Here is a 25,535-nt window from a genome sequence, read left to right as displayed (position 1 = left end):
AGCGTCCTTTCAGGCCGGCCGGAAGACGGGCAAGCGAAAGTCTTCCCCGATGGTTTCGAACGCGAGTGCCACCGGCAGGTCGAGCCGGACAGCGTCGATCGGGCAATCGATCAGCCGCGTGGCCATGCGGACCCCCTCGTCGAGCTCGACCACTGCGGCGACATAGGGAATGTCCGCCGCGAAGGCGGGGTGCAGCGCCTGATGCACCACGGTCCACGAAAACACCGTGCCCTTGCCCGAGCTTTGTTCCCACGCAAAGTCAGGCGAGCCGCAACGCGCGCACATGTAGCGCGGCAAGTGCCGCCACGAACCGCAACCCCCGCATTTCTGGAAGTAGAGGTGCCCATCCTGGCACCGCTTCCAGAATTCCTGCTCGACCGGGTCTTGCGGGCGAGGCCGCGGCTTGGCCGGCGCAGCGGCGGCCGCGGCGCGCGCCTTGGGAGAAAGATCTTCGTCCATCAGCCAAACCTCCGCAAGATGGCAACACTGCCGTCACCCAGATCGCCCCAGCCGGTGACCAGCCCGGTCTGCGCCCCTTCGACCTGCCGCTCGCCGCAGTCGTGCCGCAGCTGGCGCACCGCTTCGACCACGTGGTTGAGCCCCCAGACGTGGGCTTCGCTGAGCAGGCCGCCGTGCGTGTTGAGCGGAAAGTTCCCGCCAAGCTCGATCTGGCCATCCTTGACGAAATCGAGCGCGCCGCCCGGCTCGCAATAGCCCATCGCCTCAAGCTGGAGCAGCACCACGTAGGTAAAGCAATCGTAGACCTGGAGGAAATCCATGTTGCTACGCGACACCCCGGCCATCTCGAAAGCCTTGGGCGCGGCATAGGACAGGCCGATCTTGAACGGATCGGGCCGGGACGGAATATCATCGGCGGGATAAGGATGGCCTTCGGCAGCGCCCGCGATCGTCACCGGAACGTGCCGCAGGTCGCGCGCGCGATCGAGCCGTGAGACCACCACCGCACAGGCCCCGTCGGTTTCGAGACAGCAATCGTAAAGCCGGAACGGTTCCGAAATCCACCGCGCCGCATGATAGGTCTCACGGTCCAGCGGCTTCCCGTAGGTGAACGCCTTGGGATTGAGCTGGGCGTGCTTGCGGCAAGCCAGGGCGATGGCGGCGGTTGCTTCCGGCCCCACCCCATAAAGCTGCGAATGCCGCATCGCCAGCCAGGCGTACATCTGCACCGGCAGGAATACGCCGTAAGGAATGTAGTACCCCTGGATGGTGTTTGTCAGGGTGTTCATGTTCATCGACCGGGTCGGCGGCGCGCCCGGTTTGGGCCGCAGCGCCGAAAAGCCGTTCCAACCCAGCGTGACCAGCACGTGATCGCACAGCCCGGCGGATATCGCCATCGCGGCGTTCTGCAGCGCGGTGGTCGGGCTGGCGCCGCCCATGTGCACCGTCGCCGCATAGCGCAGCACGTCGATCCCGAGATTGGCGGCCAGCTCCTCGCTGGTGGTATAGATCGGCGGCGGCACCATGCCGTCGATGTCCGAAGGCTTGAGCCCGGCATCGGCAATCGCCTTGCGCGCAGCCTCCAGCATCATGTCGACGGCGGTGCGTTCAGTGCCCTTGACGAAATCAGTCTCGCCAACCCCGGTGATAGCTGTCTTGTCGGAAAAGGTCATGCCGGTTCCAGGTCTCTTTGTCGTTGCATGGCGAGTTCGCGGCGGACCTGGAATTCGACCTCGATCCGTTTGGACTCGGGTTCGGCCCTTCTGTATCGCGGCGCGGGAGCCAAACTGAGCGACGCGCGAACCTCTTCGAGCGGACGATCCAGCAGTTCTTCCCACTGTATTTCGGGAAAGTTCTTGGCCGCACGCCCGCGCCGCCAAGCCTCGATCATCGGGCCCAGTACCGGTAATCCGGGATGCTCACGTCTTGATTTGAGCAGTCCGAGCAGCAGCAGAAAGCCGATGCCGTGGTTGTGGAACTGGGCGTTGCCAAAGGTCAGCACGCAAATTTCGCCCAGCCCATCTCGCCCGTAACCGGTGACAACGTGATAGAGATCGTGCGAATCCCTCATCCGGTTGCGGAACAGGGCGACATCGGGATCGACAAAGGTCCGGACACCACCCTCCTCGCTCGCCTCAACCAGCCCTTCAGCGCTCAGGCCTTCGCCATAGACAAAGGCCAGATATTGCTGTCCCAGGCTCCCCTTCGGGCAGCGCGCCAACCGTTCGCGGTCGCGCAGGCGATCGAGCAGATTGCTCCGGCTGGCCAGGATGCGCCTCCCGCCTTCGGATCCCGCAAACCGCCTGAAATGGCGATAATAGCTGTTTCCAGCCAAGGCCTCGACAATCCTGAATACCTGTGCGGTATCTTCCTTGTCGCGGAGTAGAACCTTTACCGCCGAGAGCGCTTCTCCTGGGCGGATGCGGCGCTTCAGTTCCTGTCCCTTCATCTTCGCCTCGCTTGCCATTTCGATGCGGCTTCCTCACCCAAATCGCTTGGCTCCGGCCAAGGCCTTTTCGGCGTCGGCCACCAGATCGCGCATCACCGCGGCGGCGGGGCGAACCGACTTGATCAAACCGATGCCCTGTCCCGCAAACCCGGGAAGCACATCCATCCGCTTGTCGCGGATCGCCGCCGCCATGACCGGGCCAGCAATCATCGACTGGTAAGGCATGGGCAGCGGCTCCTTGCCCGCTTCGATCCATGCACTGGCCCATTTGTTGGCGATCATCCGGGCTGGCTTGCCGGTGATCGAGCGACTGACCACCGTGTCGCCGTCACCGCCCTCGGCAATGGCTTGCTTCTGGAAATCCTCGATTCCGGCTTCTTCGGTCGCGAGGAAGGCCGTTCCCACCCAGGCACCCTCGGCACCGAGCATGAAGACCGCTGCCACTCCGCGCCCGTCGCTGATGCCGCCGGCACCCAGCACCGGGACCCGGTCCCCCACGGCGTCGACCACCTGGGGAATCAGCGAAATCGTCCCGATCGGCGAATTGTGGCCGCCGCCATCGTGACCCTGGGCGACGATCATATCGATCCCGGACTCTACCACCTGCAAGGCGTGTTTGACCTTGCCCACCACCGCCATCACGATCGTGCCGTTGGCGTGCAGGCGATCCATCCACGGTCCGGGATTGCCCAGTCCGGCCGCATAGACGGGCACCTTTTCCTCGATCACCACCTCCATCTGCGCTTCGAAGAACTCCTTCGAGAACAGCGGCGGACCACCTTCGCTTTCCGCCCCGGCGGCGGCGCGCATCGCCGCAGCGGAATCGACTTCGCCCAGTCCTTCACGTGCCATGAAATCGCGGGCGAATTGTTGATACTCGCCGAACACCGCCATCGGATCCGTAGGAGCCGCCCCGGTTTCAGGTGCCTTGCCCCGGCGGACAGAAGCGGGCAGTAAGGTATCGACCCCGAACGGCTTGTCGGTTAGCGCGCGGGTCTCGCGAATCCAGCTGCGCAAGCGTTCGGGCGAGCATGCCGCCGCGCCCAGCACACCTAGCCCACCGGCGTTGGAAACCGCAGCGGCCAGCCGGGGCACGCTCGCGCCGCCCATACCGGCCAGCAGGATCGGATGCTCGATCTTGAGCATCCCGCAAATTCGGCTGTTCAGTGCCATCGTCCTCTCCAGAAGTGCCGGCCTAGCCTGGGTCTCCCCATCTGACCTTTTGCGTAACGAGCTCGGGGCTGCGAGCCGCGAGATATTCGGACGATCCCTTGACCAGCCGCTCCATGTGTCGGCGTGCACCATCGGCATCGCGCAGGCGCACCGCGTTCAGTACCCGCGCGAGGCAGCGCAATTGGCCGGCCCGTTCCTGCGCGGAATAACCCAATTCCATGGCAAGATCGCGGGTCAGCAAATGCAGTGCCGATGTAAGCAATCCGAAGGTCGGGTTGCCGCTGGCCCAGCCCAGCAAATCGTGAAAGCGCCGGTTGGTTTCCTCGAACCCAGCGGTTTCGCGGTCGCGTTCGAGTTGGGCGTAGCAATCGCTCAATGCGGCGAGATCTGCGTTGGTCGCCCGCGCCGCAGCCTTGGCCGCCATATCGGGCGCGATCGCTTCGCGCAGTTCGAGCAGGGCCCGCAGATCGGTATCCATGAATTGCAGGATGAGCGACAGAGAGCTGGCAAAATCGCGCGTCTGCGGCCGCGACACAACCGGTCCGCCGCCGCGGCCCAGTTGCAACTGGATCACCCCCTGCAGCTCAAGAAACCTGAGCGCCTCGCGCAAGGTTGCGCGCGCGACTTCGTAACGCGCCAGCATATCCTCCTCTTGCGGGAGGCGGTCTCCGGCCTCACGGGCGTTGAGCTGGATATCGGACACGATGGCCTGCGCGACCTGCAAGGCGCGCTTTGCCTTGCCTGCGGGCACCGCGTTGTCGTCCGGAGATCGATGTGGAACAGAAGCCATAAAAACGTATAAGCATTAATCGATCACCGTGTCTAGCATCTCCTGCGGAAAAACGTTGGCGCCCTGAAACCTGTCGAAAACTCGGCATTTCGGTAATCGTAAGCGATCCCGACCTGGCACCTCCCCGAGTTGGCGGATTAAAGCTGATAATCTTTATTGACAGAATGGCCCTTTCGGCCCTAGGTGACGCCATTGAGAAAGGTCTGTTCCATGGCAACTTCGGCAACTCAGGAAAAAGTCCTCTACGCTTCCGTCGATTCGATCCCGCTGCACGAGATCAATGTCGCCAATCCCTACCTCTTCCAGAATGACACCGTGGGGGAATATTTCACCCGGCTTCGGCGCGAGGATCCGGTCCACTACTGTGCAGAAAGCCGGTTCGGGCCCTATTGGTCGGTGACCAAGTTCAACGACATCATAGCGGTCGACACCAACCACAAGGTCTTCTCGTCGGAAGCCAAGCTCGGTGGGATTTCGGTCCAGGACATGCACAGCGTCGAGGGCGCGCTCGAGCTCGAAATGTTCATCGCGATGGATCAGCCCAAGCACGACCAGCAGCGCAAGGCGGTAAGCCCGGTGGTTGCACCATCGAACCTGCTTCTGCTTGAGCCGATCATCCGCGAACGGGCGGGCGCGATCCTCGATTCGCTGCCGGTCGGCGAGGAGATCGACTGGGTAAAGCTGGTGTCGGTCGAACTTACCACCATGACGCTTGCGACGATCTTCGATTTCCCCTGGGACGAGCGCGCCAAGCTGACCCGCTGGTCGGACGTCACCACCGCGTCACCGGAAACCGGCATCGTCGAATCGTTCGAACAGCGCCGCGAGGAACTCATCCAGTGTGCGATGTATTTCAAGGGCCTGTGGGACGAACGGATCGACAAGCCCGGCGGCAATGACCTGATCTCGATGATGGCGCATTCGCCCGCAACCCGCGACATGCCGTTCCTCGAATTTCTCGGCAACCTGCTGCTGCTGATTGTCGGCGGCAACGACACCACCCGCAATTCGATCAGTGGCGGGGTCCTGGCGCTCAACCAGAACCCGGGCGAATATCAGAAATTGCGGGACAATCCGGCGCTCGTTTCCAGCATGATTCCCGAGATCATCCGCTGGCAGACCCCGCTGACGCACATGCGCCGTACCGCGCTGGAAGACGCCGAAATTGGCGGAAAGCAGATCAGGAAAGGCGACAAGGTGGTGATGTGGTATCTCTCGGGCAACCGCGACGAAACCGTGATCGACCGGGCCGACCAATTCATCATCGATCGCGAAAATCCGCGCCACCACCTCTCCTTCGGGTTCGGCATCCACCGCTGCATGGGCAACCGTCTGGCCGAATTGCAACTGCGGATCATCTGGGAAGAGATCCTCAAGCGCTTTCGCTTCGTCGAAGTTGTTGGCGAGCCGGAGCGGCTGCTGTCCAATCTGGTGCGCGGGATTACCCGGCTGCCGGTGAAACTTCACGCGCACTGAAGGCTTGGCTCGTTACAAATACGGAACTTCCATATGATCAACGTAACTTTTGTTTCCGCCGACGGCACACGTCGGTCGGTTGAAATAGACGAGGGCCTCAGCGCCCGTGAAGCCGCCCTGTTCAACAGTGTACCGGGGATCGATGGCGATTGCGGCGGGGTCTGTGCCTGCGCCACGTGCCATGTCCATGTCGATCAGGCCTGGATGGATCGGGTCGGGCCGCCGGAAGAAGGCGGCATGGAGAGCGATCTGATCCAGTTTGCCGAGGGAACGACCGAAACCAGCCGCCTCGCGTGCCAGATTCCGATGGTCCCCGAACTCGATGGGCTGGTGCTGCATCTGCCCGAGCTTCAGCACTGAGCAAGACGCCATGCACATGACGTTTGACGGAAGCGGCGGCATCTCCATCGCGGCAAGCCTTGTCGGCGATGGTCATGGTCGGCCGTCCGTATTACTGGCGCATGGCGGAGGGCAAACCCGGCGCACCTGGCGCAAGACGATGCAGCAATTGGCGGAGCACGGCTATCGCTCGGTGGCGATCGACATGCGCGGTCATGGCGAGAGTGGCTGGGCCACCCCCGGTAGATACCGCTTTGCCGATTTCGGCAAGGATATCCTCGCGGTCTGCGACAAGCTGAACCAGCGGCCGCATGTCATCGGCGCATCGCTTGGCGGATTGGCGGCGCTGGTGGCGGAAGGGGCGGTGCGACCGGGTAGCTTTGAGTCGCTGACGCTGGTCGATGTCACTCCGGATATGGACCCGGAGGGTGTTTCACGAATTGTCGGCTTCATGAACGCCCATGTGGAGCGCGGCTTCGCGTCATACGACGAAGCCGCAGAGGCGATCGCGGACTATATGCCGAACCGCGAGAAGCGCGGCGCCAGCGAGGGCCTGAAGAGCTATCTCCGTCTCGACCCGGACCAGCGTTATCGTTGGCATTGGGATCCCGGCTTTCTGAGCGGGATGACCGGGCGGCGCGAACAGGACTATGCCCAAGCCCAGGCGGCGGCAAGCGTCCTCTCGCTACCGGTCCACCTGGTGCGGGGCGGATCGAGCGACCTGATTTCCATGGAGGCTGCGAAGCGGTTCTGCGCGATGGTGCCTGGCGCGCGCTTCACCGACGTCTCGGGCGCTGGACATATGGTTGTCGGCGACGACAACGACGTGTTCAGCAGGGCCATCATCGAATTCCTCGAAAGCCAGTCCGAACCGGAGACGATTGCATGACGCTGGAAGAGCTCAACCGCGCCCTGCTGGTCGCGCCGTTTCACCGCTGGCTGAACTTGCGGATGGTCGAAGCTGACGCAGAGCACATCCTGATCGAAATGCCATGGCGGGACGAGATGATCTCCAACCCCACGCTCCCGTCGATGCACGGTGGAATTCTCGCCTCGTTGATCGATCTGACGGGATTCTATGCAGTCCTGGCCTCAGGAAACATGTGCAAATCCACAGCCGACCTGAGGGTCGATTACCATCGGGCAGCGAGCCGCCAGACGCTTCATGCCGAAGGGCGGCTGATCAAGGCCGGGAAATCGCTAAGCGTTGCCGACGTGCGCATTCACGACGAGGCCGGGACGCTGGTCGCCAGCGGTCGCGGGGCCTACAATATGTAACGGGCATTGTTGCCAGCCCAAACCGACTTCAGTCCGGGTCTAGACCACTGATATTGGCTACCATCCTGGAGAGCGTGGAGCGCATTTGGTCGATGTCCTCAAGGGGGACGTTGCGGAGCAATTCCAGATATAGTCGATCGGCGGCCTTACGCACCGAGGGGAGGATTTCGATTGCTTTCGGCAAGGGGTGCAAGGTCCAAACCCGCCGGTCTCCCCCGGCCGCGCGACGTTCAGCAAGGCCTGCCGCTTCGAGCTGATCGACGATATGGCCCACTGAAGCCCGTTCGAGATCCAGTTGTCGCGCGAGCATGGTCTGGTTCAAGCCGGGCGTGCGCATGATATACGACAGCGCCCGCCATTGCGGAGTGGTCATGTCGAACGCGGCCATCGAAACCGTAAACATGCGCCTGAGTCGGCGGGGAACCTCCTCGATCAGGAATATCAACTCATCCGCTTCGGTAACAAACCGTTCGTGCTGCGCCGCGTCAGACATGCGACATCTGATAGCGCATCTACGTGATCGTTTAAAGCATTATTGTTGCAAGACAGATTGTAAATATTTTTACTACCTGCTATCGACGCGCCGTGACCCTATCTACCGAGCAACCAAAACCCAAGTCGAAGACAAGCCATACCATGCGCGTGGCTGGCATCGCTCTGCCGTTGATGCTGGTCGCCTGCGTTGCGGTCCCCGATGCTGGGGTTCGGCCCGCGATGCACACCCCCGATACAATCGAGGTATCGCAGACACTCGCCGCGCGCGGCAACACCGCCTGGCCGCCAGATCAATGGTGGCGTCTGGCCGGCGATCCGCAGTTGACCGCGCTGATCGAGGAAGGTCTTGCCAACTCGCCCCAGGTCGCTGTGGCCGTAGCCCGGATCAAGCGGGCCGAATCCGAAGCGCAAAGGGCTGGAGCCGCACGACTGCCATCGCTTGGTGCCGAGGCGGAAGGGGGCTTGCGGCGTCAAAGCGGTAACAACGGCCTCCCCGCGCAATTCCTGCCCGATGGCTGGAAAGACTACGGTCAGGCCTCGCTGACATTCGGATTCGACCTAGACCTGTGGGGGCGCAACCGCGCCGCCCATGCAGCGGCGACCTCGGAGGCCCGCGCGGCGGTGGTCGATGCCGCGCAAGCCCGGCTCGTGCTGTCGGTCGCGATCACCGCCGCCTATGCCGAACTGGGCCGATTCTACCGCGAATACGACAATGCTGCGTCGATACTCGCCAATCGCCGGTCGACGCGAGACCTTGTCGCCCAGCGCCACGGCAGCGGGCTCGACAACCTGGCGAGCCTGCGCCGCGCCGATGCCGAAGTCGCCCTCGCCGAACAGGACCTCGCGGCGATCTCCGAGAACATCGGTTTCCGCCGCAACCAGCTTGCCGCGCTGGTCGGTGCCGGGCCGGACCGCGGTCAATCGATCACCCGCCCGCCGCTTGCACCCTCCACTCCTTCTGGAGTTCCGGCGGGCATCAATACCGATCTGCTGGGCCGCCGTCCCGACATCGTCGCGGCGCGCGAACGGGTCGAAGCGGCGGCAAGCAAGGTAAAGGTCGCGCGCGCCGGCTTCTTTCCTTCGATCAACCTCAGGGCGCTGGTCGGCTTGCAGGCGCTGGGGCTCGGCAATCTGGTCGATTCCGGGTCGCTGTTCGGCAACGTCGGCCCCGCAATCAGCCTGCCAATCTTTCAGGGCGGTGCCCTCAAGGCGCAATACGGCGGCGCCTGGGCGGCCTATGACGAGGCAGTCGCGAACTACAACCAGACGGTGGTCACCGCTTTTCAGCAGGTCGCTGATGCTGTCACCCAGCGCGACGCCGCGGACAAGAGGCTTGCAGCTGCCCGAACTGCGCTGACCGCCAGCGAGGACGCCCTGGCATTGGTCCGTCGTCGCTACGAGGCGGGCCTTTCCAGCTATCTCGACGTACTCGCCAACGAACGCAGCGTCCATGACCTGCGGCTCGTGGTGATTGGGCTTGAGACATACGAAAGGGGCGCGACGCTCGCGATGATCCGGGCGTTGGGTGGCGGCTTCGATACCGCCGCCGCCCGGCCAACAGGACAGACAGGCCAATGACCGAACCAGCAACCGAATTGCCAGCGATCGATCCCGAACTCTCCGCTGCGCGCAAGGGAACGCGCAGAAAGTGGCTAAAGCGGCTGGCGATCGCTCTTGGAGTGGTGGGTCTTGCCTGGGCTGCATGGTACCTGCTGGTTACGCGAAACCATGTCGGCACCGATAACGCCTATGTGAATGCACAGATCGCACAGGTCACGCCGCTGGTCGCGGGATCGGCGATCGAGGTTCTAGTAGAAGATACGCAGCAGGTGAAGGCAGGGGACGTGCTGGTCCGGCTCGACCAGGCCAATGCGAAGATTGCCGTAGCGCAGGCCCAGGCCGACCTCGCCGCTGCCCGCCGCCGTTTCGGTCAGGCGGTTGCGACCAACGGTGCCCTGTCGGCGCAGATCGACACGTCGAGCGCGGCTATTGTCCAAGCGCAGGCGCGATTGCGCAGCGCCCAGGCCGAGTTCGACAAGGCCAGGATCGATCTTCAGCGTCGCGAGACACTGGTTGCCAGCGGAGCCGTGTCTGGCGAAGAAGTCACCCAAGCACGTAGGACCTTTGCCACCGCCAGCGCTGCACTCGATGCCGCTCGCGGTGGGATATCGGAGGTCAGTTCGGCCCGCCGCGTTGCCCAGGGCCAGTTCGCGGCCAACGATGCACTGGTGCGCGGCTCAAACATCGACACCGATCCCGCTGTGCAAGCTGCCGCGGCGCGGCTCGACTCGGCGCGGCTCGATCTTGAACGCACCGAAATCCGGGCGCCCGTTTCGGGGGTGGTGAGCCGTCTGCAAATTCAGGTCGGGCAACGACTGAACCCAGGACAGATCATCATGACCATCGTCCCGGTCGACAAGCTCTATGTCGATGCGAACTTCAGGGAGAGCCAGCTGCGCCGCGTCCGCATCGGCATGCCCGTCACTCTGACCTCGGACCTTTACGGTGGCGACGTTGTTTATCATGGCAAGATCACCGGCTTTGCTGGCGGAACCGGATCGTCAATGGCGGTTATTCCGGCCCAGAACGCCACCGGCAACTGGATCAAGACTGTCCAGCGTCTCCCGGTGCGGATCGAACTCGATCCTGCCGAGCTACGGAAACATCCCTTGCGCGTCGGGCTGTCGATGGAAGTCGAGATCGATGTTTCTCGAAGGTAAGGCACGATGAGTAGCGCCAAACCCGAAAGCGCTGGCATTGCCCCGTCGCGGCAATTGGCCGCCGGGCTGGTGCTGGCGCTGGCCAATTTCATGGTCATTCTCGACCTGACCATCGCCAATGTCTCGATCCCGCATGTCGCTGGCAGCCTCGGGATCACGCTTGAGCAAGGGGCCTGGATCATCACCTCTTACGCGGTAGCTGAAGCGATCTGCGTTCCCTTGACCGGGTGGATCGCGGGACGCTTCGGTTCGGTGCGCACCTTCGTCGTCAGCATGGTCGGCTTCGGCATTCTTTCCTTCTTGTGCGGTATTTCAATCACAATGGGGATGCTGGTTGCATGCCGGATCGGCCAGGGGATCTTCGGCGCGTTCCTGATGCCCTTGTCGCAGACGCTGCTCCTGAAGGTCTTTCCGCCGGAAAAGCGCAACATGGCTTTGGGCATGTGGGCTGTCACACTGTTGATGGGGCCAGCTCTTGGCCCGATGATCGGAGGCTACCTTACCGAGAACTACAGCTGGCATTGGATATTCCTGATCAACGTGCCCGTTGCGATCCTTTGTATTGGCGTGGGTATCGTGTTGCTGAAGCCCGTCGAAACCGATCGGCAGACCCAGCCCATCGATTTCATCGGACTCGCCCTGCTGGTCCTTTGGGTGGGTTGCCTGCAACTCGTGCTGGACCTTGGCCGCAACCATGACTGGTTCGCCGATCCGATGATCGTCGCGCTATCGATCACCTCCTTTGTCTGTCTTCTGCTCTTCGTTATCTGGGAGCTAGGCGAAGATCACCCGATTGTCGATTTGCGGGTGTTCAGACACCGGGGGTTCAGCGTCAGCCTGACAGTGCTGTCGCTCGCATTTGCTGGCTATTTCGCGGGTTTTGTCATTGTCCCCCAGTGGCAACAGGCCTGGCTCGGATTCCCGGCGACTTCAGCGGGATTGTCGTCATCTTTCTCCGCCACCGGCGCACTGTTTACAGCGCCACTGGCGGCCTTCTTGATGAGTCGCCTCGACCCCCGCCTGTTGGTCTCGGGCGGTATCGCCTGGATTGCGGCGACGACGCTCGTCCGAACGACCTGGACGACGGACGCCGATTTCTGGACTCTCAGCATTCTGCAGTTGGTTCAGGGCTTGGGGGTGACCTTCATGATGCTTCCGCTCATGTCGCTCACCCTCAACACCGTCGATGACAATGAAGTGGCGTCGGCTGCCGGCCTTCAGAGCTTTATGCGGACCATCGCAACGGCGGTAGCGACCTCGATAACGCTCTCCTACTGGGCCGACACGCAGCGCCTGGCGCGGAGCGATGCCGTCGGAGCGATGCAACCGGAAGCCGTGCAGGATAGCTTGACCGGACTCGGGTTTCCGCCCGATCAGGTGCGGCAGATTCTCAGCAACATGGTCGATCTCGAAGCGACAACCCTGGCGCTCATCCATACCTTCTGGGCCACCAGCGCCATCCTGCTCTTCGCCGCCGCTCTCATCTGGCTCGCTCCACGCCCGACTAGATCGGGCGGGATGCCGCTGGGGCACTGATCCAGTGCGCGGCTGCAATGTCTTCCGTTCCAGGGTCGTCACCAGAGCCGACAGAAGACTCCCCCTTGGCAGAGCCGAAAGCGCTGCGTTCCAACTACGCCAATCGTGCAAGAGCGCGATGTCGATTGTATCAAGGCAAGCAACCGTCAATTTGGAGACTTTCGCAACCCTGTCCTGCTAACGTAGAGAGTCTGCATGCTTGGCCATTATGCGGCTTCTGATTGCAGTTCGCACACCCAACCGGTTACTGATGGGCCGTAGTCGTAGATTTCCATTGCGTAGTTAGTCGTCGGCTTGTCGGCTGGATTGACAGTAGTAAAGGGGCGCGCCTAAATTGGGTTTCGCGCAACCCCATCTGCACAGCACGCCATCGAAAGGCGTGACGTGAAGCGTTTCATAATTTTTGCAGCCACCGCTGTGCTCGGGCTTCAGTCCCATGCACGTGAAGTGGCCGTCGAGGACTTCTCCCAGCTTAGGCTGAAAGACGGCAATGCAGCTGATCCAAGCCCCTTAGAGCTTCCCCCCGAGCCAGTTGCAGACGTGGCCAGTGTCCCCCGTCAGCACCAATGGCACAGATTTGACGTTGTGATTTAAGGAGTGTTGGGGCTTCGTCGTAGTGACGAAGGAACGAAGATGAAGTCCCAACACTCCTTGAAAAAATCGCCGGTAAAGGCTCCTGCTGAGCGGGTCGTGAAGGACATTCGGCGGCAGACCCGTCGCCATTTCTCGGCCGAAGACAAGATCCGCATCGTGCTCGATGGGCTGCGCGGCGAGGACAGCATTGCTGAGCTGTGCCGCAAGGAAGGCATCGCGCAGAGCTTGTATTACACCTGTGACGTGACCCCCAACTTTCATCCAGTTGCGATTAAAGCCTCGGCATCGTTGTTGCGCGGTTGCGCGGGTGAAGCAAGGGGCTGCGTAGCGTAGCCTCCGGCTATGCGGAGCGCAGCAGCCCCTTGCTTTTTGAGGTCGGCGGCGAAGGCCGCCGGGGTGGCGTATCCGAGTGAGGAGTGCGGTCGGTCGGTGTTGTAATCGTCGGCCCATGCAGTGATCTTCTCGCGGGCATGGGCCAGCGAAGTGAACAGTGTCTCATTGAGCAGCTCGTCGCGCATCCGCCCGTTAAATCTCTCGACGAACGCGTTCTGGGTCGGCTTGCCCGGCGTCGTGTAATGCCATTCGACCTTGGCATCGCCGCACCATTCGAGCACCGCGTTCGAGGTCAGCTCGGTTCCGTTGTCGCTGACGATCATACCGGGCTTGCCCCGCACCGCGATCAGCTCGGCCAGTTCGCGCACCACCCGCTTGCCCGAGATCGAGGTGTCGGGAACCGCCGCCAGGCACTCGCGCGTCACATCATCGACGACGTTGAGCACCCGGAACCGGCGACCGGTGATCATCTGATCATGCACGAAGTCCAGGCTCCAGCGCTGGTTGGGTAGCGCCGAAACGGGAGCTGGCACCCGTGCACCAACCGCGCGTTTGCGCCCTTTGCGTCGCCGCACGGTCAAGCCTTCCTCGCGGTACAGCCGCTGGGTCTTCTTGCGGTTGATCGTCAGCCCCTCGCGCCGCAGCAGGATGTGCAACCGCCGATACCCGAACCGGCGGCGTTGATGCGCCAGTTCCCGCAGCTTCTCGCGCAAAGCACCATCATCGCGCCGCGACTGGTAGCGAATGACTGTCCGGTCCGCATCGATGACCCTGCACGCCCGCCGCTCGCTGACATCAAGCAGGGCCTGAAGATGCGCGACCGCTTCCCGCTTGGCGGCAGGCGTTACCATTTTTTTGCCAGCAGATCCTTCAGACCCGCGTTGTCCAGCATCGCGTCGGCAAGCAGACGCTTGAGCCGCCCGTTCTCGTCCTCGAGCGCCCGCAGCCGCTTCGCCTCCGACACCTCAAGGCCGCCATACTTGGCCTTCCAGTTGTATAGCGTCGCTTCCGACACGCCATGCTTGCGGGCCAGGTCAGCCGTCTTCGCGCCTGCCTCTGCCTCACGCAGAACCCCGATAATCTGCTCTTCTGTAAATCGTAGTCGCTTCATCTGTCCGTTCCTTCTCTCAAGGGCCGGACTCTAATCAATCTTGGAGGGAAATCAGGGGGTCACGTCACCCTGGGTCCCCGACAGTGACATTTCTATTTAGCGGAGACCGTTCGGTATGATAATATTTCATATGATAAAATGGATTTCGGCTCAATTCGTCCGCAAAACCAATGTTGAGCGATCTAGATGTGTGGGTCTGAGTGTGGGTCCATTGCGCTTTTGAAACATTTTATCAGAGCAATATCAATACTATATGACAGATTCAGGGCGGACACCCTCTCCGCCACTATCTAATTGAAATTTAAAGAACAGTACCAATTGGGGCTTCCAAATCGGGCAGTTCTGCGCCGTTTTTGCATGGGCGCCTAAACCGTTCAGACCGGCGAGAGCCCCAAAATCTGTCTCAGAACGGCTTTCATCTCTTTTCACCTAAACTGCGTCCAAAAAGGTTTAGGCCAGAAAAATGGCGGATTTCGCGGCTTTTTTCTCTCCGTCCTACCTATACTGTTTGTGCGCAATCTTGAAGAGTGAGATGCTGAAAACTTGAGGTATAGTCGATTGCAGCAGATCGCAGGGTGTCTCTGTCGCATCTTAAGTGAGGGGGGGGGAGCATGGCTAAGGATCAGGCAGTGGGAGTTCCACCCTCCACTGGGGCAAAAACCAAACGCAATCGATCGGTGATAGCTACTTTCGAGAATGTGAGAGAGCTTGAGGGCTTGATCAACAGGCTTTCGATATCTGGTGTGCCAAAGCGTGGGGACGAGACTCTGTACGCATATATACGTAAAGTCTTTCAGAATGATGCACCCGGTTATGGCCAATCTGTTCGAGTGTCGTTTGATGGACTTGGACTCCCCGAGACCATCCTTGAATTGGCCGAGCTTCTGAATGGCCCAAACAAGATATCGGAAATGAACCGTTTGACGGGCGGTTTACGCACTATCCGCGAAAGGATTGTTGCGCGAAGTAATGTTGGTGATCCTGCGCGCCACGTTTCGGTAGGCCAGCGGCAACCGTCCGCCTCAAAGTCCAAAACAGGCAAGAGGAGGAAGAATCGTATCCATGATGGAGCAATCGATGTCCGAGCTTTCGAGCAGCGTGAGCCTCTTTCAAATCCAACTTCCGATAGTTGGACGGGAATAACCAGTCGATCCGCCACTATACCATTGAAAATTAAAGAAAACTCCCGAATGGGGCTTCGAAATGGCGCAGTTCTGCGCCTTTTTTGCGTGGCCGCCTAAACTCCTCAGACTGCCGAAAACGCCAAAATCAGTCTCAGATCGCCGTTTGTCTCTTTTCACCTAAACTTCGTCCAAAAAGGTTTAGGTCGAAAAAATGGCAGATTCCTGCGGCTTTTACCTTTTTCCCTATCGATACTGTTTGCGCCTAAACTTGACCGAGTGAGATGCGTAAAACCTGCAGTATAGTAGGAGTTAAGTGTGTGACTTCGTTGCAAGTCGCTGCCGATTACGGCAGCTAGCCACATATGGACCGGGCTTACCTTTCTATCGCAGCTGAAAGCGTGCCGCACGAGAGCGACAGTGCGTTGTTTGGCGAACTCGCCAAGAAGCTTCCCTTCGCCCTCGAGCCGACGCAGACCGCGGCGTGGGAATATCAAATCCAGCATCTACGCCAGCTTGCAGTCGATTTGCCCCATGCGCACTTCTTCATGGAATTCCTGATACCCAGGATGGGGCGGCGCGCAGATCTTATCATCCTCCATGCAGGCATCATTTTCGTGGTCGAGTATAAACTCGGTGCACGGCAGTTCGATCGCTCCAGCCTGGATCAGGTCTATGGCTATGGTCTGGACCTAAAGCACTTCCATGAAACCAGCCACGACCGACCTGTGGTCCCAATCCTGGTTGCGACAGGGGCGATGGCTGACGGAACTCAGGCGGTTCAATGGGACAGCGACAATCTTGCACGTCCAATGCGCTCAAATCCAGGATCATTGGTTGCGACCATCTTGAAGGTAGGAAGCGACGCGCAGCGTCCGGCCATTGATCCGAATTCTTGGGTGGCAGGGCGTTATCGACCAACGCCAACAATCGTTGAGGCGGCGCAAGCACTCTACCGCGGTCATAATGTTGAGGAGATCTCTCGCTCAGAGTCCGGCGCTGAAAATCTGACGCATACCGCAGATTATGTGGCGCAGGCTATTGAGACGGCTAAGCGCGAGCATCGCAAGATCATCTGTTTTATCACTGGTGTCCCCGGTTCAGGAAAAACGCTGGCGGGACTTAATCTGGCAACTGCCCGTCAACGTGCGCACAGCGATGAGCATGCCGTTTTTTTGTCTGGAAACGGGCCGTTGGTAGATGTCCTGCGTGAAGCTCTGGCGCAGGATGCGGTGGCCAAATCCAAAGATGCAGGTCAGTCGACTTCAAAGGTTCAAGAGGACCGACGCGCGGCCGCATTCATTCAGAACATCCATCATTTTCGTGACGATGCATTGGCTTCGAGGTCAGCCCCAATCGAGAAGGTGGCGGTCTTTGATGAAGCTCAGCGCGCCTGGACGTCGAGCAGACGTCAAAATTCATGCAGCAAAAGAAGGGGCAAATTGGGTTCTCGATGTCTGAACCCGAATTTCTCCTGAGCGTCATGGACCGACACGAGGATTGGTGCGCGATCATTTGCCTGGTTGGTGGCGGCCAAGAGATCAATACCGGTGAAGCGGGTATTGAAGAATGGCTCCGTGCGCTGGAGCGATCCTTCTCGCATTGGCAGGTGCATGTGCCCCTGACGCTGACGCATTCCTGCCGAATTCAGGACGAAGTCACTGCGCCCGCCCTGCATCTTGCCACCTCGATCCGCTCCTTTCGTGCAGAGCGTCTTTCGGATTTTGTTGGCCATGTGATTGCTGGAAAAGCTGAAGCTGCCCGCGGCGTTTCAGAAGAGCTGCCGAGTTACCCGCTCTTTGTAACGCGTGATCTGGAGGCTGCCCGTGCATGGCTGCGCAGCAAGCGACGCGGACAAGAGCGCATGGGTTTGTTGGCGTCGTCTAATGCTGCTCGCCTCAAGCCATATGGTGTTTTCGTCAAAGCGAAGATCGAGCCGGCAAAGTGGTTTTTAGCACTCTCCGACGATGTTCGGTCTTCCGATGCACTGGAAGATGCCGCGACGGAGTTCGACGTTCAAGGTCTTGAGCTGGATTGGGGCTGCCTGTGCTGGGACGCTAATTACCGCCGAGGTGCCAATGGCTGGGAGGCGCTACAGTTCAAGGGAACGCGCTGGCAGGCAGTCAATGACGAAACCCGAAAAGTATACATTGCCAACTCCTACCGAGTGCTGCTGACGCGTGCACGGCAGGGGCTGGTAGTGTTTTTGCCTGAGGGTAGCGTTGAGGACGCGACCCGGCCGCCAGCGGTCTATGACGCAATCTATGACTTCCTGCGGACTTGCGGCTTTCAAGAGCTTGTGATGTGATTGCCCTATTGCCCAGTTGGGGTGGTGCTCCAGGAGAGATCGGCTGTGCGAGCTTTAATCGCTGCAGTATTGCTGCTTTCGTCAACGGACGCTGCGATAGCCCATCCCGGCGGACTGGATGCCAGCGGATGCGATAACAACCGCAAGACCGGAGACTATCACTGTCATCGGGCTGGTTCGGGCCCGAAGCGTGAATCTAGTGCGGCTTCGCGTTCGGGGTTGATGGGGAGACGTGCTGAGTATTATCCAAATTGCTCCGCGGCGCTCGCTGCAGGTGCCGCACCCATTCGTGCGGGAGACCCCGGCTATCGTGCTGGCTTGGATCGCGATGGGGATGGGGTGGCTTGCGAATAAGTTCGCAAGTAATCCACGAAGACAAGATTGAAATTCCATGAAAAAGGAGCGCCGCTATCTCACCGCCACTCTTCCCGATGGGTATGTAAAGACCATCGGGCCGACAACCGATGGCTTCACGCATTACTGGCGGATCGTGGCTGAGCGTGAGAACGGCAAGACAGAGGTATTCTGGGGCCACACTCGTTCGCTGGCTGAGGCTCGCCGAAAGAGTGAGCCAGCCAGAGAGGCTGCTCGAGTGCGCGGATGGAAGAGTTTCGCATTCGACATCGCCGAGCTTGTCGAAACGCCGGCCTGACCACGCAAACAAAGCATGAGTTGAACGGCGCCGTGATCCCCTTCGAAGCCCACCGCTCGTTCATGACGTGCCTATTTCGGAAGTGCCTCATGACACACTTCCTCGATCACATCGTGGACACGCCTGAGATCGACATCATCGATGCAATAGGGGGGCATGACGTAGACTGTGTTGCCTAGAGGTCGCAGCAGCACATTGCGTGCCGCGAACGCGGCCTTGAGGGTGGGTCCGATTTCGGAGAGATATCCATCATCGTTCGCCGCCACATCCATCGCAATCACAGTGCCGAGTTGGCGCGGATTGGTGATGCGGGGGTATTCGGCAAGCCGGGAAAGGCCTTTGCTTTGGCGCGCGGCAAGGCTGGCGATCCGCTCCGCCACTGGCTCGTCACGCCAGATCGCAAGGTTGGCATTGGCTGCGGCGCAAGCCAATGGGTTTGCAGTGTAGCTTGACGAGTGAAAAAACTGCCTCGCGCGATCGCTCGAATAATGCGCGGCGTAGATTTCGGGCGTTGCGATAGTGACGGCCAGCGGCAGCGAGCCACCGGTCAGCCCTTTCGAAAGGCAGAGGATGTCGGGCACGACCCCGGCCTGCTCGCAGGCAAGCAGCGTACCGGTGCGGCCCCAGGCCGTCATCACCTCGTCGGCGATGAACAGCACACCGTGAGCCGCGCAGATCGCTCGCATTTCGGCCAGGGCCCAAGCGGGATAGATCAGCATGCCGCCCGCACCGAGCAGCAACGGCTCGACAATAAAGGCCGCGGCAGCGCCCCTCGCGCAGAAGCGCTCCAACGCATCGAGCGCTAATTGCTCGGCGGCTTGCGCTGGAAAGGGGATCGTTTCGACGTCGAACAGCAGGGGCGCATAGGGCCGGTTGAACACGCCGCGCGCACCGACCGACATTCCGCCGATCGTGTCGCCATGATAGCTGTGCTCGAGCACGGCGATGCGGTGGCGGCTCTCGTTCCGGTGGGCAAACATGCCAAGCGCCATTTTGAGTGCCACCTCGACGCTGGTTGAACCGCTGTCGGAGAAGAACACGTGGTCGAGCGGGCGCGGCATGATCCGCACGAGTTCGGCGGCGAGATCCTCAGCCGGTTGGTGCGTCCAGCCTGCGAAGATCAGCTGGTCAAGCCGTTCGCTCTGGTCGCGGATCGCAGCCATGATCCGGGGGTGGCAGTGGCCATGCGTGGTCACCCACCAACTCGAAATCGCATCGATTACCCGGCGGCCGTCGGCGGTATGGAGCACGGCACCCTCGGCACGGGTGACCAGCGGGATCGGCTCTTCCAGGCCGTGCTGGTGAAAAGGATGCCAGACAGGCGAGCTCAAAGGTGGTCGGTCCGGATATGGGCGGCGAAGGCCTTGGCGAGCGTGTCCGGGGTCAGCGGGTCGAGCCGGGGCAGGCGGCCGAGATGGGTTACCTTGCCCAGCCGGATCACAGCCTCCTCGCTCGCCGGCTCGGCCTCGCCGACGAATGCGATGCTGTGGACGGTCACGCCCCGGCAGCGCAGCGCTTCCAGTGAGAGCAGGCTGTGGTTGATCGTGCCGAGCATGGTACGCGCAACCAGGATCACCGGCAGGCCCCAGCGGGCGAAGAGATCGGCATAGAGCAGATCGCCTGTGATCGGCACCAGCACGCCTCCGGCGCCCTCGACTACCAGCGGCCCATCTTCGGCAGGCAGGGCAAGCCGATCGGGAGCGATCATCACGCCGTCGATGCGCGCGGCCTCGTGCGGCGAGCAAGGGGTCTTGAGCACGTAAGCCTCGGGCAGGACTGCTGCTCGCCAGCCCGACAGTTCGGCAACCCGGGCAGAGTCGGTGCCGTCACCGGTTCCGGCCTGAATAGGCTTCCAGTAGTGTGCACCCAAGTGTGCGGCGAGCGCGGCGGCGAATACCGTCTTGCCGACGTCGGTATCGGTCCCGGTGACGACGAAGCGGCTCATGCGGATTGCCGCAATTCGGCGAGCAGGCCAGCAAGCTGGGTAATCTGCTCCAGGCTGGCGTTGTTGGTGATGGTGATCCGCAGCCGTGCCGTGCCCTGCGTCACGGTCGGCGGGCGAATCGCGCGCACGTCGAACCCGGCGGCCTGAACCCGGGCGGCGAGCGCCATCGCCGGCGCGTCGTCGCCGACGATCAACGGAAGGATCTGCGAGCCGGTAACGGTCGCGCCCAAGGGGGCAAAGACCGTTTCTGCGTGGCGGATTCGGCTCCACAGCGCTTCGCGGAGTTGCGCAGCACTGTGCATCAAGCCCAGTGCTGCGCGCGCCACGGCCGCCATTAGCGGAGAAGGCGCGGTGGAGAAGATGAACCCGCGTCCGCGATTGACCAGGAAATCGGCGACCACCGCCGGGCCGCAGACCAGTGCGCCTTCCACTCCCAGTGCTTTGCCGCAGGTCCGCAGGGTTATGACATTGGCGCGGCCTTCGAGATGGGCGGCGAGTCCGCGGCCGTCGGGGCCGAACACCCCGGTTGCATGGGCCTCGTCGATCAGCAGCACTGCGTCGTGGCCTGCGGCGATCGTCATCAGGGCGTCGAGCGGGGCGCGGTCACCGTCCATCGAATAGAGGCTCTCGACCGCGATCCAGACCCGGCCAGCGCCGCCGCCAGCACGCCAGCGCCGGATCGCGGTATCGAAGGCGTCAGGGTTGTTGTGCGCCACCGCGACCCGTTCGGCGCGGCCGATCCTGAGACCTTCGTGCGCGCTGGCATGGATCAATTCGTCGTGGACGACCAGATCGCCGCGTTGGGGGAGGCTGGAAAACAGGGTCGCATTCGCTGCGAACCCGCTTGAGAAGAACAGCGCTCGCTCGCAGCCGAACAATGTCGCGGCATAGGCTTCAAGCGCCTCATGCTCGGGATCGTTTCCCCGCAGCAGTCGTGATCCGCCCGAACCGGTCGGCACCCCGCGATCGAGCGCGCCGCGTGCCGCCGCGGCAAGCAAGGGCGAACGTGCCAGCCCGAGGTAGTCGTTCGAGCTGAAGTCGATGCCGACCTGCGGCGAGAGAGCCCGGCGACGGGCATCCCGCGTCAACCGGCCAAGGTCTTCGGCCTGGGCGGTGAAGGGCATCACCGCTACTCAGCCGCTGCCATGGCTCGCATCGGTTGGTCGCTTGCCATCGGCACGAGCCCAAGCCGCGCGAACAGTGCGCTGTCGCGGCTGTCCCCGGCATTGGGAGTGGTCAGCAACCTGTCACCGGTGAAGATGGAGTTGGCACCAGCGAGGAAGGCCAGCGCCTGGCCGGCGTCCGACATCGATTCGCGTCCCGCCGAAAGCCGCACCATGCTGTTCGGCATGGTGATCCGCGCCACCGCGACGGTGCGGACGAACTCGATCTCGTCGATCCGGGCGAGCGGCGTGCCTTCGAGCATGTCGCCCAGCACGGTTCCCGGAATCGGGATCAGGGCGTTGACCGGCACGCTTTCCGGATGCCGGGGAAGCGTTGCAAGCGCGTGGATGAAGCCAACCCGGTCCTGCCGCGTCTCGCCCATTCCGACGATTCCGCCGCAGCATACGTTGATGCCGGCCGTGCGCACGTGCTCGATCGTGTCGATCCGGTCCTGAAAGGTGCGGGTGGTAATGACGCTGGCGTAATTTTCCGGGCTCGTGTCGATGTTGTGGTTGTAGTAGTCGAGCCCGGCCTGCCCCAGCGCCTGGGCCTGGTCCTGGCTGAGCATCCCCAGGGTCATGCAGCTTTCCATGCCGAGCGCGCGGACGCCTTCGACCATGCGCACCAAGGCGGGCATGTCGCGGTCTTTGGGGTTGCGCCAGGCTGCCCCCATGCAGAACCGCTGCGATCCTGCGGCCTTCGCCTCGGCAGCACTGGCCAGCACGGCCTCGACGTCCATCAATTTCTCGGCCTTGACCCCGCTTTCGGCATGGGCGGACTGGCTGCAATAGCCGCAATCCTCTGGGCAGCCCCCGGTCTTGATCGATAGCAAGGTGCTGAGCTGGACCTCGCCCCGGCGATGATGCGTGCGGTGGACGGACTGAGCCTGGAACAGCAGTTCATCGAACGGGAGGTCGAACAGGACTGCGATTTCTTCGCGTGTCCAGTCGTTTCGCGACTTTGCTTCGGCCTGGTTCTTGCTCATGTCCTGCTCCAAATTATCGATAATATGAGGTGTCGCTGCTTTCGTTCCGGGGCTGTATGGGCGGCGTTATGCTTGCGTCACCAAGATTCGCGATCGATTATCGATAATGCTGCCCGGGTCACCTCATGGAAACGCCGATGGGTTGGTCGAGCGGATTGTGGAAGCCTTGCTGCGACGCATCCTCCACGGCGACTTCGCACCCAATGAGCGCCTCAGGCAGGATGATCTGGCCCGGGAATTTGCCGTCAGCCAGGGAACCATGCGCGAGGCATTTCGAAAGCTCGAAGCCCAACGATTGCTCGAATCCCTGCCGCGTCGCGGCGTGCGCGTAACCGCGCTGGATGCCGCGACAGAACGTGAAGTCGCGGCAATGCGCGGAGCTCTCGAGGTGCTGGCAGTGCGCTCGATCGCGCGACCCCCAGGCAAGGATCACCTCAAGTTCCTCGAAAGCGTGCTGCGCCGAGGTGATGCAGCGCAGGACTTGTTTGAAAGTGAGGCCGCTAATCGCGAATTTCATGTCGGCCTCGCCAAACCCTGCGGGATGCCGCGGCTGATTGCCTCGATTGCGGAGCTGAATTTAGCCTATTCCCGTCACGTGTTTGCGTCGCGCGAACGCGGACCATGGAAGCCCAGATACAACTTCGACCATTGGCGGATCTTCGAAGCCTACGCGGCTGCCAATCTTGAGCAAGCCGGCGCACTCCTGGCCCGTCACGTAAACGCTGTTGACCGGGTTAAGCCCTTGCGAGGCGCCCGCTAGTTCGGTCGCATCGAAATTGTAATGCGGGCTACAGCCGACATAGCGGTCTTCAGCGCCCATAGAGGCGCTGAATCAAAGGGGCGTTCATATTGGTTGCCGCCTGTCCGAAAGATGACCGCCTCCTGCTTCGCCCAAGGCAGATCAATCGCAGACCATAAGTCCTTAAGCCTGGCGGCCGGAGCATTCCGCTCAATCAGCAGCTTGTGGAGCACGGCGGGCGCGAGATAAGCCAGCCTCACAACCCGCCCGACGTAGGCAGCAGTAAATCCCTCTGCATTGGCGATGTCCTGGTTGCAGGAAGCCTCACCGGCCTCAAGCTTACGTTTCCAGCTCCATGCCAGCGCCAGTGCGCGCATTATGTGCGGATCGACGCCGCCATTGTCGTCGTTCGCAACATAGTCGTCCGGCGGCGCAATGCGCGGCCGCCCGTTCCGCTTTCGGATCACGAGTGGGATAAAGACCGTGGTGATGCCGGCAGCTTCACTCATGCGGCTTTGTCCAGCTTGGGCAATTGCAACATGTCGCTGACCAAAGAGCTAAGCCCGCTGGTCCGCAGATCAAGCGACATGCCTTCCTTGCTGACAACAACGCGTTCGATGAGCAGCCGGGCGGTCCGGTCCTGCTCTGCCGGGAACAGATTGTCCCAGAAGCTGTCGAAGGTTGCCAAAGCACTCGCTACATCGTTCTCGGTAAGGCCCGATCTCGCAGCACTGAGTGCAGCGCAAGCCTTGGCTGCAATTTCGGGCGCGCGCAACATCTGTCGGATTTTCTGAACGACCGCGCTTTCGATTACGCCGGCGTTGAGGCGAACAATTGAGCCCTGGCCTTCGTCGCTGCGGTTCTTCAGAGCATCCATCGAGATGTAATAGCGATATAGCTTCTCACCCTTACGTGTATGCGTCGGCGTCATCGCAACGCCGGTGTCGGTGTAGATAAGCCCCTTGAGCATTGCGGGGGTTTGCGCACGGGTGTTGTTGGCCCGAACCCGGGGGCTGATTTTCAGGATAGAGTGGACTTTATCCCAGAGCGGCTGGTCGATGATCGCTTTATGTTCGCCGGGGTGGCTGGTGCCCTTGTGAACAGCTTCACCAAGATAAACCCGATTGCGGAACAGCTTGTAGAGGAAGCCTTTGTCGATTGGCCGACCGCGCTTGTTGGTGATGCCTTTGCGGACGAGCTCGCGGGTCAGCCTGGTGGCCGAGCCCAGTTCAATAAAGCGCTCGAAGATGAAGCGGATCTGTGACGCTTCCGCCTCATTGATAACCAGCTTGCGATCGACGGCGTCGTAGCCCCATGGCACGAACCCACCCATCCACATACCCTTGGCGCGGCTGGCCGCAATTTTGTCGCGAATGCGCTCACCGGTCACCTCGCGCTCGAACTGCGCGAATGAGAGGAGGACGTTCAGGGTGAGGCGCCCCATCGAGGTCGTCGTGTTGAATGACTGGGTGACCGACACGAACGTCACCTTGTGCTCATCAAACACCTCGACGAGCCGAGCAAAATCCATCAGCGAGCGGGACAGGCGGTCGATCTTGTAAACTACGATGACGTCGACCAGGCCTGCGCGGATGTCTTCCAGCAAGTTCTGCAAGCCCGGACGATCAAGGTTGCCCCCTGAATACCCGCCGTCGTCATACCCTTCGCGCATGGTGAGCCAGCCTTCGTGGCGCTGGCTTGCGATGTAGGCTTCACAAGCTTCGCGCTGCGCATCGAGGCTGTTGAACTCTTGCTCAAGGCCTTCCTCTGATGACTTCCGGGTGTAGATAGCGCAGCGGATGCGGCGACGTGCTTCAGTCATCGCGCACCTCCCTCGGCTGCCCGCAGGCCAAAGAAGCGATATCCGTTCCAGTTCGTGCCGGTGATAGATTTGGCAATCGCCGAGAGCGATTTATAGCGCCGACCATTCCAGTCGAATCCATCCTTGGCGACCAAGACCGTGTGCTCGGTCCCTTTCCAATCCCGGATCAGGCGCGTGCCAATGATAGGGTTGCGGGGATCTGAGATCACCGACTTCCTGATCTTCTTGCCCTCGACCTCGTCGGCCAGCATACCCAGGGTGCGGATGATGGGTTTGCTAAGGCCACCGAAGGCTAGCTCCTGGATCCGGTGGGCGAGGCGCTGCTCAAGAAAAGGGCGGCTGTTGTTGGGAGCACCGGCAGCAAAGAGCTTCTCCCACTGCTGCCGTAGCTGCGGCATTGTCATGGTCTTTAGCGCGGCCAGGCGCGCAAGCACCTGCGGGTCGTCATAGTTCTGCATTAGCGTTCTCCAACTCGGGGGCGTCCCCGGGTTCGACACACGCTCTTGCTCGGCGAGATAGCGAGTGAACTATCTGCGTCCCCCGCAGA

General features: G+C 61.3%; 27 protein-coding genes and 1 pseudogene. 14 read left to right on the top strand and 14 right to left on the bottom strand.

What is annotated here, in order from left to right:
• Positions 1 to 9: 9 nt before the first annotated feature.
• The 5 genes from ACQKOE_RS05845 to ACQKOE_RS05825 are packed head-to-tail and all read right to left on the bottom strand — an operon-like array spanning position 10 to position 4,304.
• Positions 10 to 459 carry a Zn-ribbon domain-containing OB-fold protein gene (locus ACQKOE_RS05845; protein ID WP_206379278.1) on the bottom strand — a complete coding sequence of 150 codons (450 nt, stop codon included), beginning with the start codon at positions 457 to 459 and terminating at the stop codon, positions 10 to 12.
• Entirely contained in the window at positions 459 to 1,631 is a 1,173-nt protein-coding gene (locus ACQKOE_RS05840) for a thiolase C-terminal domain-containing protein (protein WP_169495427.1), read from the bottom strand. The genes ACQKOE_RS05845 and ACQKOE_RS05840 overlap by 1 nt, the downstream gene beginning before the upstream one ends.
• Positions 1,628 to 2,425 (bottom strand): ubiquinone biosynthesis protein COQ4, encoded by a 798-nt coding sequence (locus ACQKOE_RS05835; protein WP_240960231.1) that lies wholly within the window; start codon positions 2,423 to 2,425, stop codon positions 1,628 to 1,630. The genes ACQKOE_RS05840 and ACQKOE_RS05835 overlap by 4 nt, the downstream gene beginning before the upstream one ends.
• A gap of 15 nt (positions 2,426 to 2,440) precedes the next feature.
• Positions 2,441 to 3,580 carry an NAD(P)H-dependent flavin oxidoreductase gene (locus ACQKOE_RS05830; protein ID WP_169495426.1) on the bottom strand — a complete coding sequence of 380 codons (1,140 nt, stop codon included), beginning with the start codon at positions 3,578 to 3,580 and terminating at the stop codon, positions 2,441 to 2,443.
• A 22-nt stretch (positions 3,581 to 3,602) separates the two neighbouring features.
• A complete protein-coding gene (locus ACQKOE_RS05825) occupies positions 3,603 to 4,304 on the bottom strand; it encodes a FadR/GntR family transcriptional regulator (RefSeq protein ID WP_240960230.1) in 702 nt (233 codons plus the stop codon).
• A gap of 276 nt (positions 4,305 to 4,580) precedes the next feature.
• Here ACQKOE_RS05825 and ACQKOE_RS05820 point away from each other — a divergent pair, with 276 nt between their 5' ends.
• From ACQKOE_RS05820 to ACQKOE_RS05805, 4 genes are read left to right on the top strand one after another with little or no spacing between them, the layout of a single operon-like run.
• Positions 4,581 to 5,846, top strand: coding sequence for a cytochrome P450 (locus ACQKOE_RS05820; RefSeq protein ID WP_169495424.1), 1,266 nt, complete (start codon positions 4,581 to 4,583; stop codon positions 5,844 to 5,846).
• Positions 5,847 to 5,879: 33 nt separating this feature from the next.
• Entirely contained in the window at positions 5,880 to 6,206 is a 327-nt protein-coding gene (locus ACQKOE_RS05815; protein ID WP_100868275.1) for a 2Fe-2S iron-sulfur cluster-binding protein, read from the top strand.
• A gap of 16 nt (positions 6,207 to 6,222) precedes the next feature.
• Positions 6,223 to 7,074: an alpha/beta fold hydrolase gene (locus tag ACQKOE_RS05810; protein WP_427511930.1), complete on the top strand. Its 852-nt coding sequence runs from the start codon at positions 6,223 to 6,225 to the stop codon at positions 7,072 to 7,074.
• On the top strand, positions 7,071 to 7,463 hold the full coding sequence (locus ACQKOE_RS05805) for a PaaI family thioesterase (RefSeq protein ID WP_169495422.1): 393 nt from the start codon (positions 7,071 to 7,073) through the stop codon (positions 7,461 to 7,463). The genes ACQKOE_RS05810 and ACQKOE_RS05805 overlap by 4 nt, the downstream gene beginning before the upstream one ends.
• Before the next feature lie 28 nt (positions 7,464 to 7,491).
• Here ACQKOE_RS05805 and ACQKOE_RS05800 read toward each other — a convergent pair whose 3' ends face one another.
• Entirely contained in the window at positions 7,492 to 7,956 is a 465-nt protein-coding gene (locus tag ACQKOE_RS05800) for a MarR family winged helix-turn-helix transcriptional regulator (RefSeq protein WP_169495421.1), read from the bottom strand.
• 92 nt (positions 7,957 to 8,048) lie between these two features.
• Between ACQKOE_RS05800 and ACQKOE_RS05795 the strand changes: the two genes are divergently transcribed.
• The 4 genes and pseudogenes from ACQKOE_RS05795 to ACQKOE_RS05780 all read left to right on the top strand — a co-directional run.
• Positions 8,049 to 9,536, top strand: a complete 1,488-nt coding sequence (locus ACQKOE_RS05795) for an efflux transporter outer membrane subunit (RefSeq protein ID WP_292998785.1) — start codon at positions 8,049 to 8,051, stop codon at positions 9,534 to 9,536.
• Positions 9,533 to 10,678, top strand: coding sequence for an EmrA/EmrK family multidrug efflux transporter periplasmic adaptor subunit (locus ACQKOE_RS05790; RefSeq protein ID WP_292970586.1), 1,146 nt, complete (start codon positions 9,533 to 9,535; stop codon positions 10,676 to 10,678). Before ACQKOE_RS05795 ends, ACQKOE_RS05790 begins: the two co-directional genes overlap by 4 nt.
• Before the next feature lie 6 nt (positions 10,679 to 10,684).
• Positions 10,685 to 12,214 (top strand): DHA2 family efflux MFS transporter permease subunit, encoded by a 1,530-nt coding sequence (locus tag ACQKOE_RS05785; protein WP_292970588.1) that lies wholly within the window; start codon positions 10,685 to 10,687, stop codon positions 12,212 to 12,214.
• 633 nt (positions 12,215 to 12,847) lie between these two features.
• Positions 12,848 to 13,042: pseudogene (locus ACQKOE_RS05780) on the top strand (transposase); the annotation flags it as partial.
• Positions 13,043 to 13,065: 23 nt separating this feature from the next.
• Here the strand turns inward: ACQKOE_RS05780 and ACQKOE_RS05775 are convergent.
• Positions 13,066 to 14,252, bottom strand: a protein-coding gene (locus tag ACQKOE_RS05775) for an IS3 family transposase (protein WP_414690812.1) whose coding sequence is annotated in 2 segments (ribosomal slippage) — positions 13,066 to 14,000 and positions 14,000 to 14,252 — 1,188 coding nt in all. Because the reading frame shifts where the segments join, the coding sequence is not laid out codon by codon here.
• 611 nt (positions 14,253 to 14,863) lie between these two features.
• On the opposite strand from ACQKOE_RS05775, the gene ACQKOE_RS05770 reads away from it, so the two are divergent.
• From ACQKOE_RS05770 to ACQKOE_RS05750, 5 genes are all read left to right on the top strand, one after another.
• Positions 14,864 to 15,493: a hypothetical protein gene (locus ACQKOE_RS05770; RefSeq protein WP_427511929.1), complete on the top strand. Its 630-nt coding sequence runs from the start codon at positions 14,864 to 14,866 to the stop codon at positions 15,491 to 15,493.
• A gap of 245 nt (positions 15,494 to 15,738) precedes the next feature.
• On the top strand, positions 15,739 to 16,851 hold the full coding sequence (locus ACQKOE_RS05765; RefSeq protein ID WP_427511928.1) for a DNA/RNA helicase domain-containing protein: 1,113 nt from the start codon (positions 15,739 to 15,741) through the stop codon (positions 16,849 to 16,851).
• Positions 16,827 to 17,681, top strand: coding sequence for a DNA/RNA helicase domain-containing protein (locus ACQKOE_RS05760; RefSeq protein WP_427511927.1), 855 nt, complete (start codon positions 16,827 to 16,829; stop codon positions 17,679 to 17,681). The genes ACQKOE_RS05765 and ACQKOE_RS05760 overlap by 25 nt, the downstream gene beginning before the upstream one ends.
• Positions 17,682 to 17,702: 21 nt before the next feature.
• Positions 17,703 to 18,035, top strand: a complete 333-nt coding sequence (locus ACQKOE_RS05755) for an excalibur calcium-binding domain-containing protein (RefSeq protein ID WP_427511926.1) — start codon at positions 17,703 to 17,705, stop codon at positions 18,033 to 18,035.
• 37 nt (positions 18,036 to 18,072) lie between these two features.
• Positions 18,073 to 18,333, top strand: coding sequence for a hypothetical protein (locus tag ACQKOE_RS05750; protein ID WP_374590853.1), 261 nt, complete (start codon positions 18,073 to 18,075; stop codon positions 18,331 to 18,333).
• Between the two features lie 71 nt (positions 18,334 to 18,404).
• Here ACQKOE_RS05750 and ACQKOE_RS05745 read toward each other — a convergent pair whose 3' ends face one another.
• Genes ACQKOE_RS05745 through bioB form a run of 4 tightly spaced genes read right to left on the bottom strand, consistent with a single transcriptional unit; the run spans position 18,405 to position 22,427 of the window.
• Complete coding sequence (locus ACQKOE_RS05745) at positions 18,405 to 19,664, bottom strand: adenosylmethionine--8-amino-7-oxononanoate transaminase (RefSeq protein WP_374590855.1); 1,260 nt, start codon at positions 19,662 to 19,664, stop codon at positions 18,405 to 18,407.
• A complete protein-coding gene (bioD, locus tag ACQKOE_RS05740; protein WP_427511925.1) occupies positions 19,661 to 20,278 on the bottom strand; it encodes a dethiobiotin synthase in 618 nt (205 codons plus the stop codon). Before bioD ends, ACQKOE_RS05745 begins: the two co-directional genes overlap by 4 nt.
• Positions 20,275 to 21,402 carry an 8-amino-7-oxononanoate synthase gene (locus ACQKOE_RS05735; protein WP_374590859.1) on the bottom strand — a complete coding sequence of 376 codons (1,128 nt, stop codon included), beginning with the start codon at positions 21,400 to 21,402 and terminating at the stop codon, positions 20,275 to 20,277. Before ACQKOE_RS05735 ends, bioD begins: the two co-directional genes overlap by 4 nt.
• Before the next feature lie 5 nt (positions 21,403 to 21,407).
• Positions 21,408 to 22,427 (bottom strand): biotin synthase BioB, encoded by a 1,020-nt coding sequence (bioB, locus tag ACQKOE_RS05730; RefSeq protein ID WP_374590861.1) that lies wholly within the window; start codon positions 22,425 to 22,427, stop codon positions 21,408 to 21,410.
• Between the two features lie 142 nt (positions 22,428 to 22,569).
• On the opposite strand from bioB, the gene ACQKOE_RS05725 reads away from it, so the two are divergent.
• The gene (locus ACQKOE_RS05725) at positions 22,570 to 23,187 is read left to right on the top strand and encodes a GntR family transcriptional regulator (protein WP_374590863.1); all 618 of its coding nucleotides are present in this window, start codon (positions 22,570 to 22,572) and stop codon (positions 23,185 to 23,187) included.
• On the opposite strand, the gene ACQKOE_RS05720 is transcribed toward ACQKOE_RS05725, so the two are convergent.
• From ACQKOE_RS05720 to ACQKOE_RS05710, 3 genes are read right to left on the bottom strand one after another with little or no spacing between them, the layout of a single operon-like run.
• Positions 23,184 to 23,675: a hypothetical protein gene (locus tag ACQKOE_RS05720; RefSeq protein WP_427511924.1), complete on the bottom strand. Its 492-nt coding sequence runs from the start codon at positions 23,673 to 23,675 to the stop codon at positions 23,184 to 23,186. The two genes, ACQKOE_RS05725 and ACQKOE_RS05720, sit on opposite strands and share 4 nt — an antisense overlap.
• Positions 23,672 to 24,988, bottom strand: coding sequence for a recombinase family protein (locus ACQKOE_RS05715; protein WP_427511923.1), 1,317 nt, complete (start codon positions 24,986 to 24,988; stop codon positions 23,672 to 23,674). Before ACQKOE_RS05715 ends, ACQKOE_RS05720 begins: the two co-directional genes overlap by 4 nt.
• A complete protein-coding gene (locus tag ACQKOE_RS05710) occupies positions 24,985 to 25,446 on the bottom strand; it encodes a DUF2924 domain-containing protein (protein ID WP_427511922.1) in 462 nt (153 codons plus the stop codon). Before ACQKOE_RS05710 ends, ACQKOE_RS05715 begins: the two co-directional genes overlap by 4 nt.
• Positions 25,447 to 25,535 lie beyond the last annotated feature (89 nt).

The sequence above is a fragment of the Novosphingobium sp. NPDC080210 genome (assembly GCF_050281025.1).
GTDB lineage: Bacteria > Pseudomonadota > Alphaproteobacteria > Sphingomonadales > Sphingomonadaceae > Novosphingobium.
The sequence above is the reverse complement of the archived record's forward strand: the minus strand, read 5'-3'. Positions and strand labels throughout refer to the sequence as shown.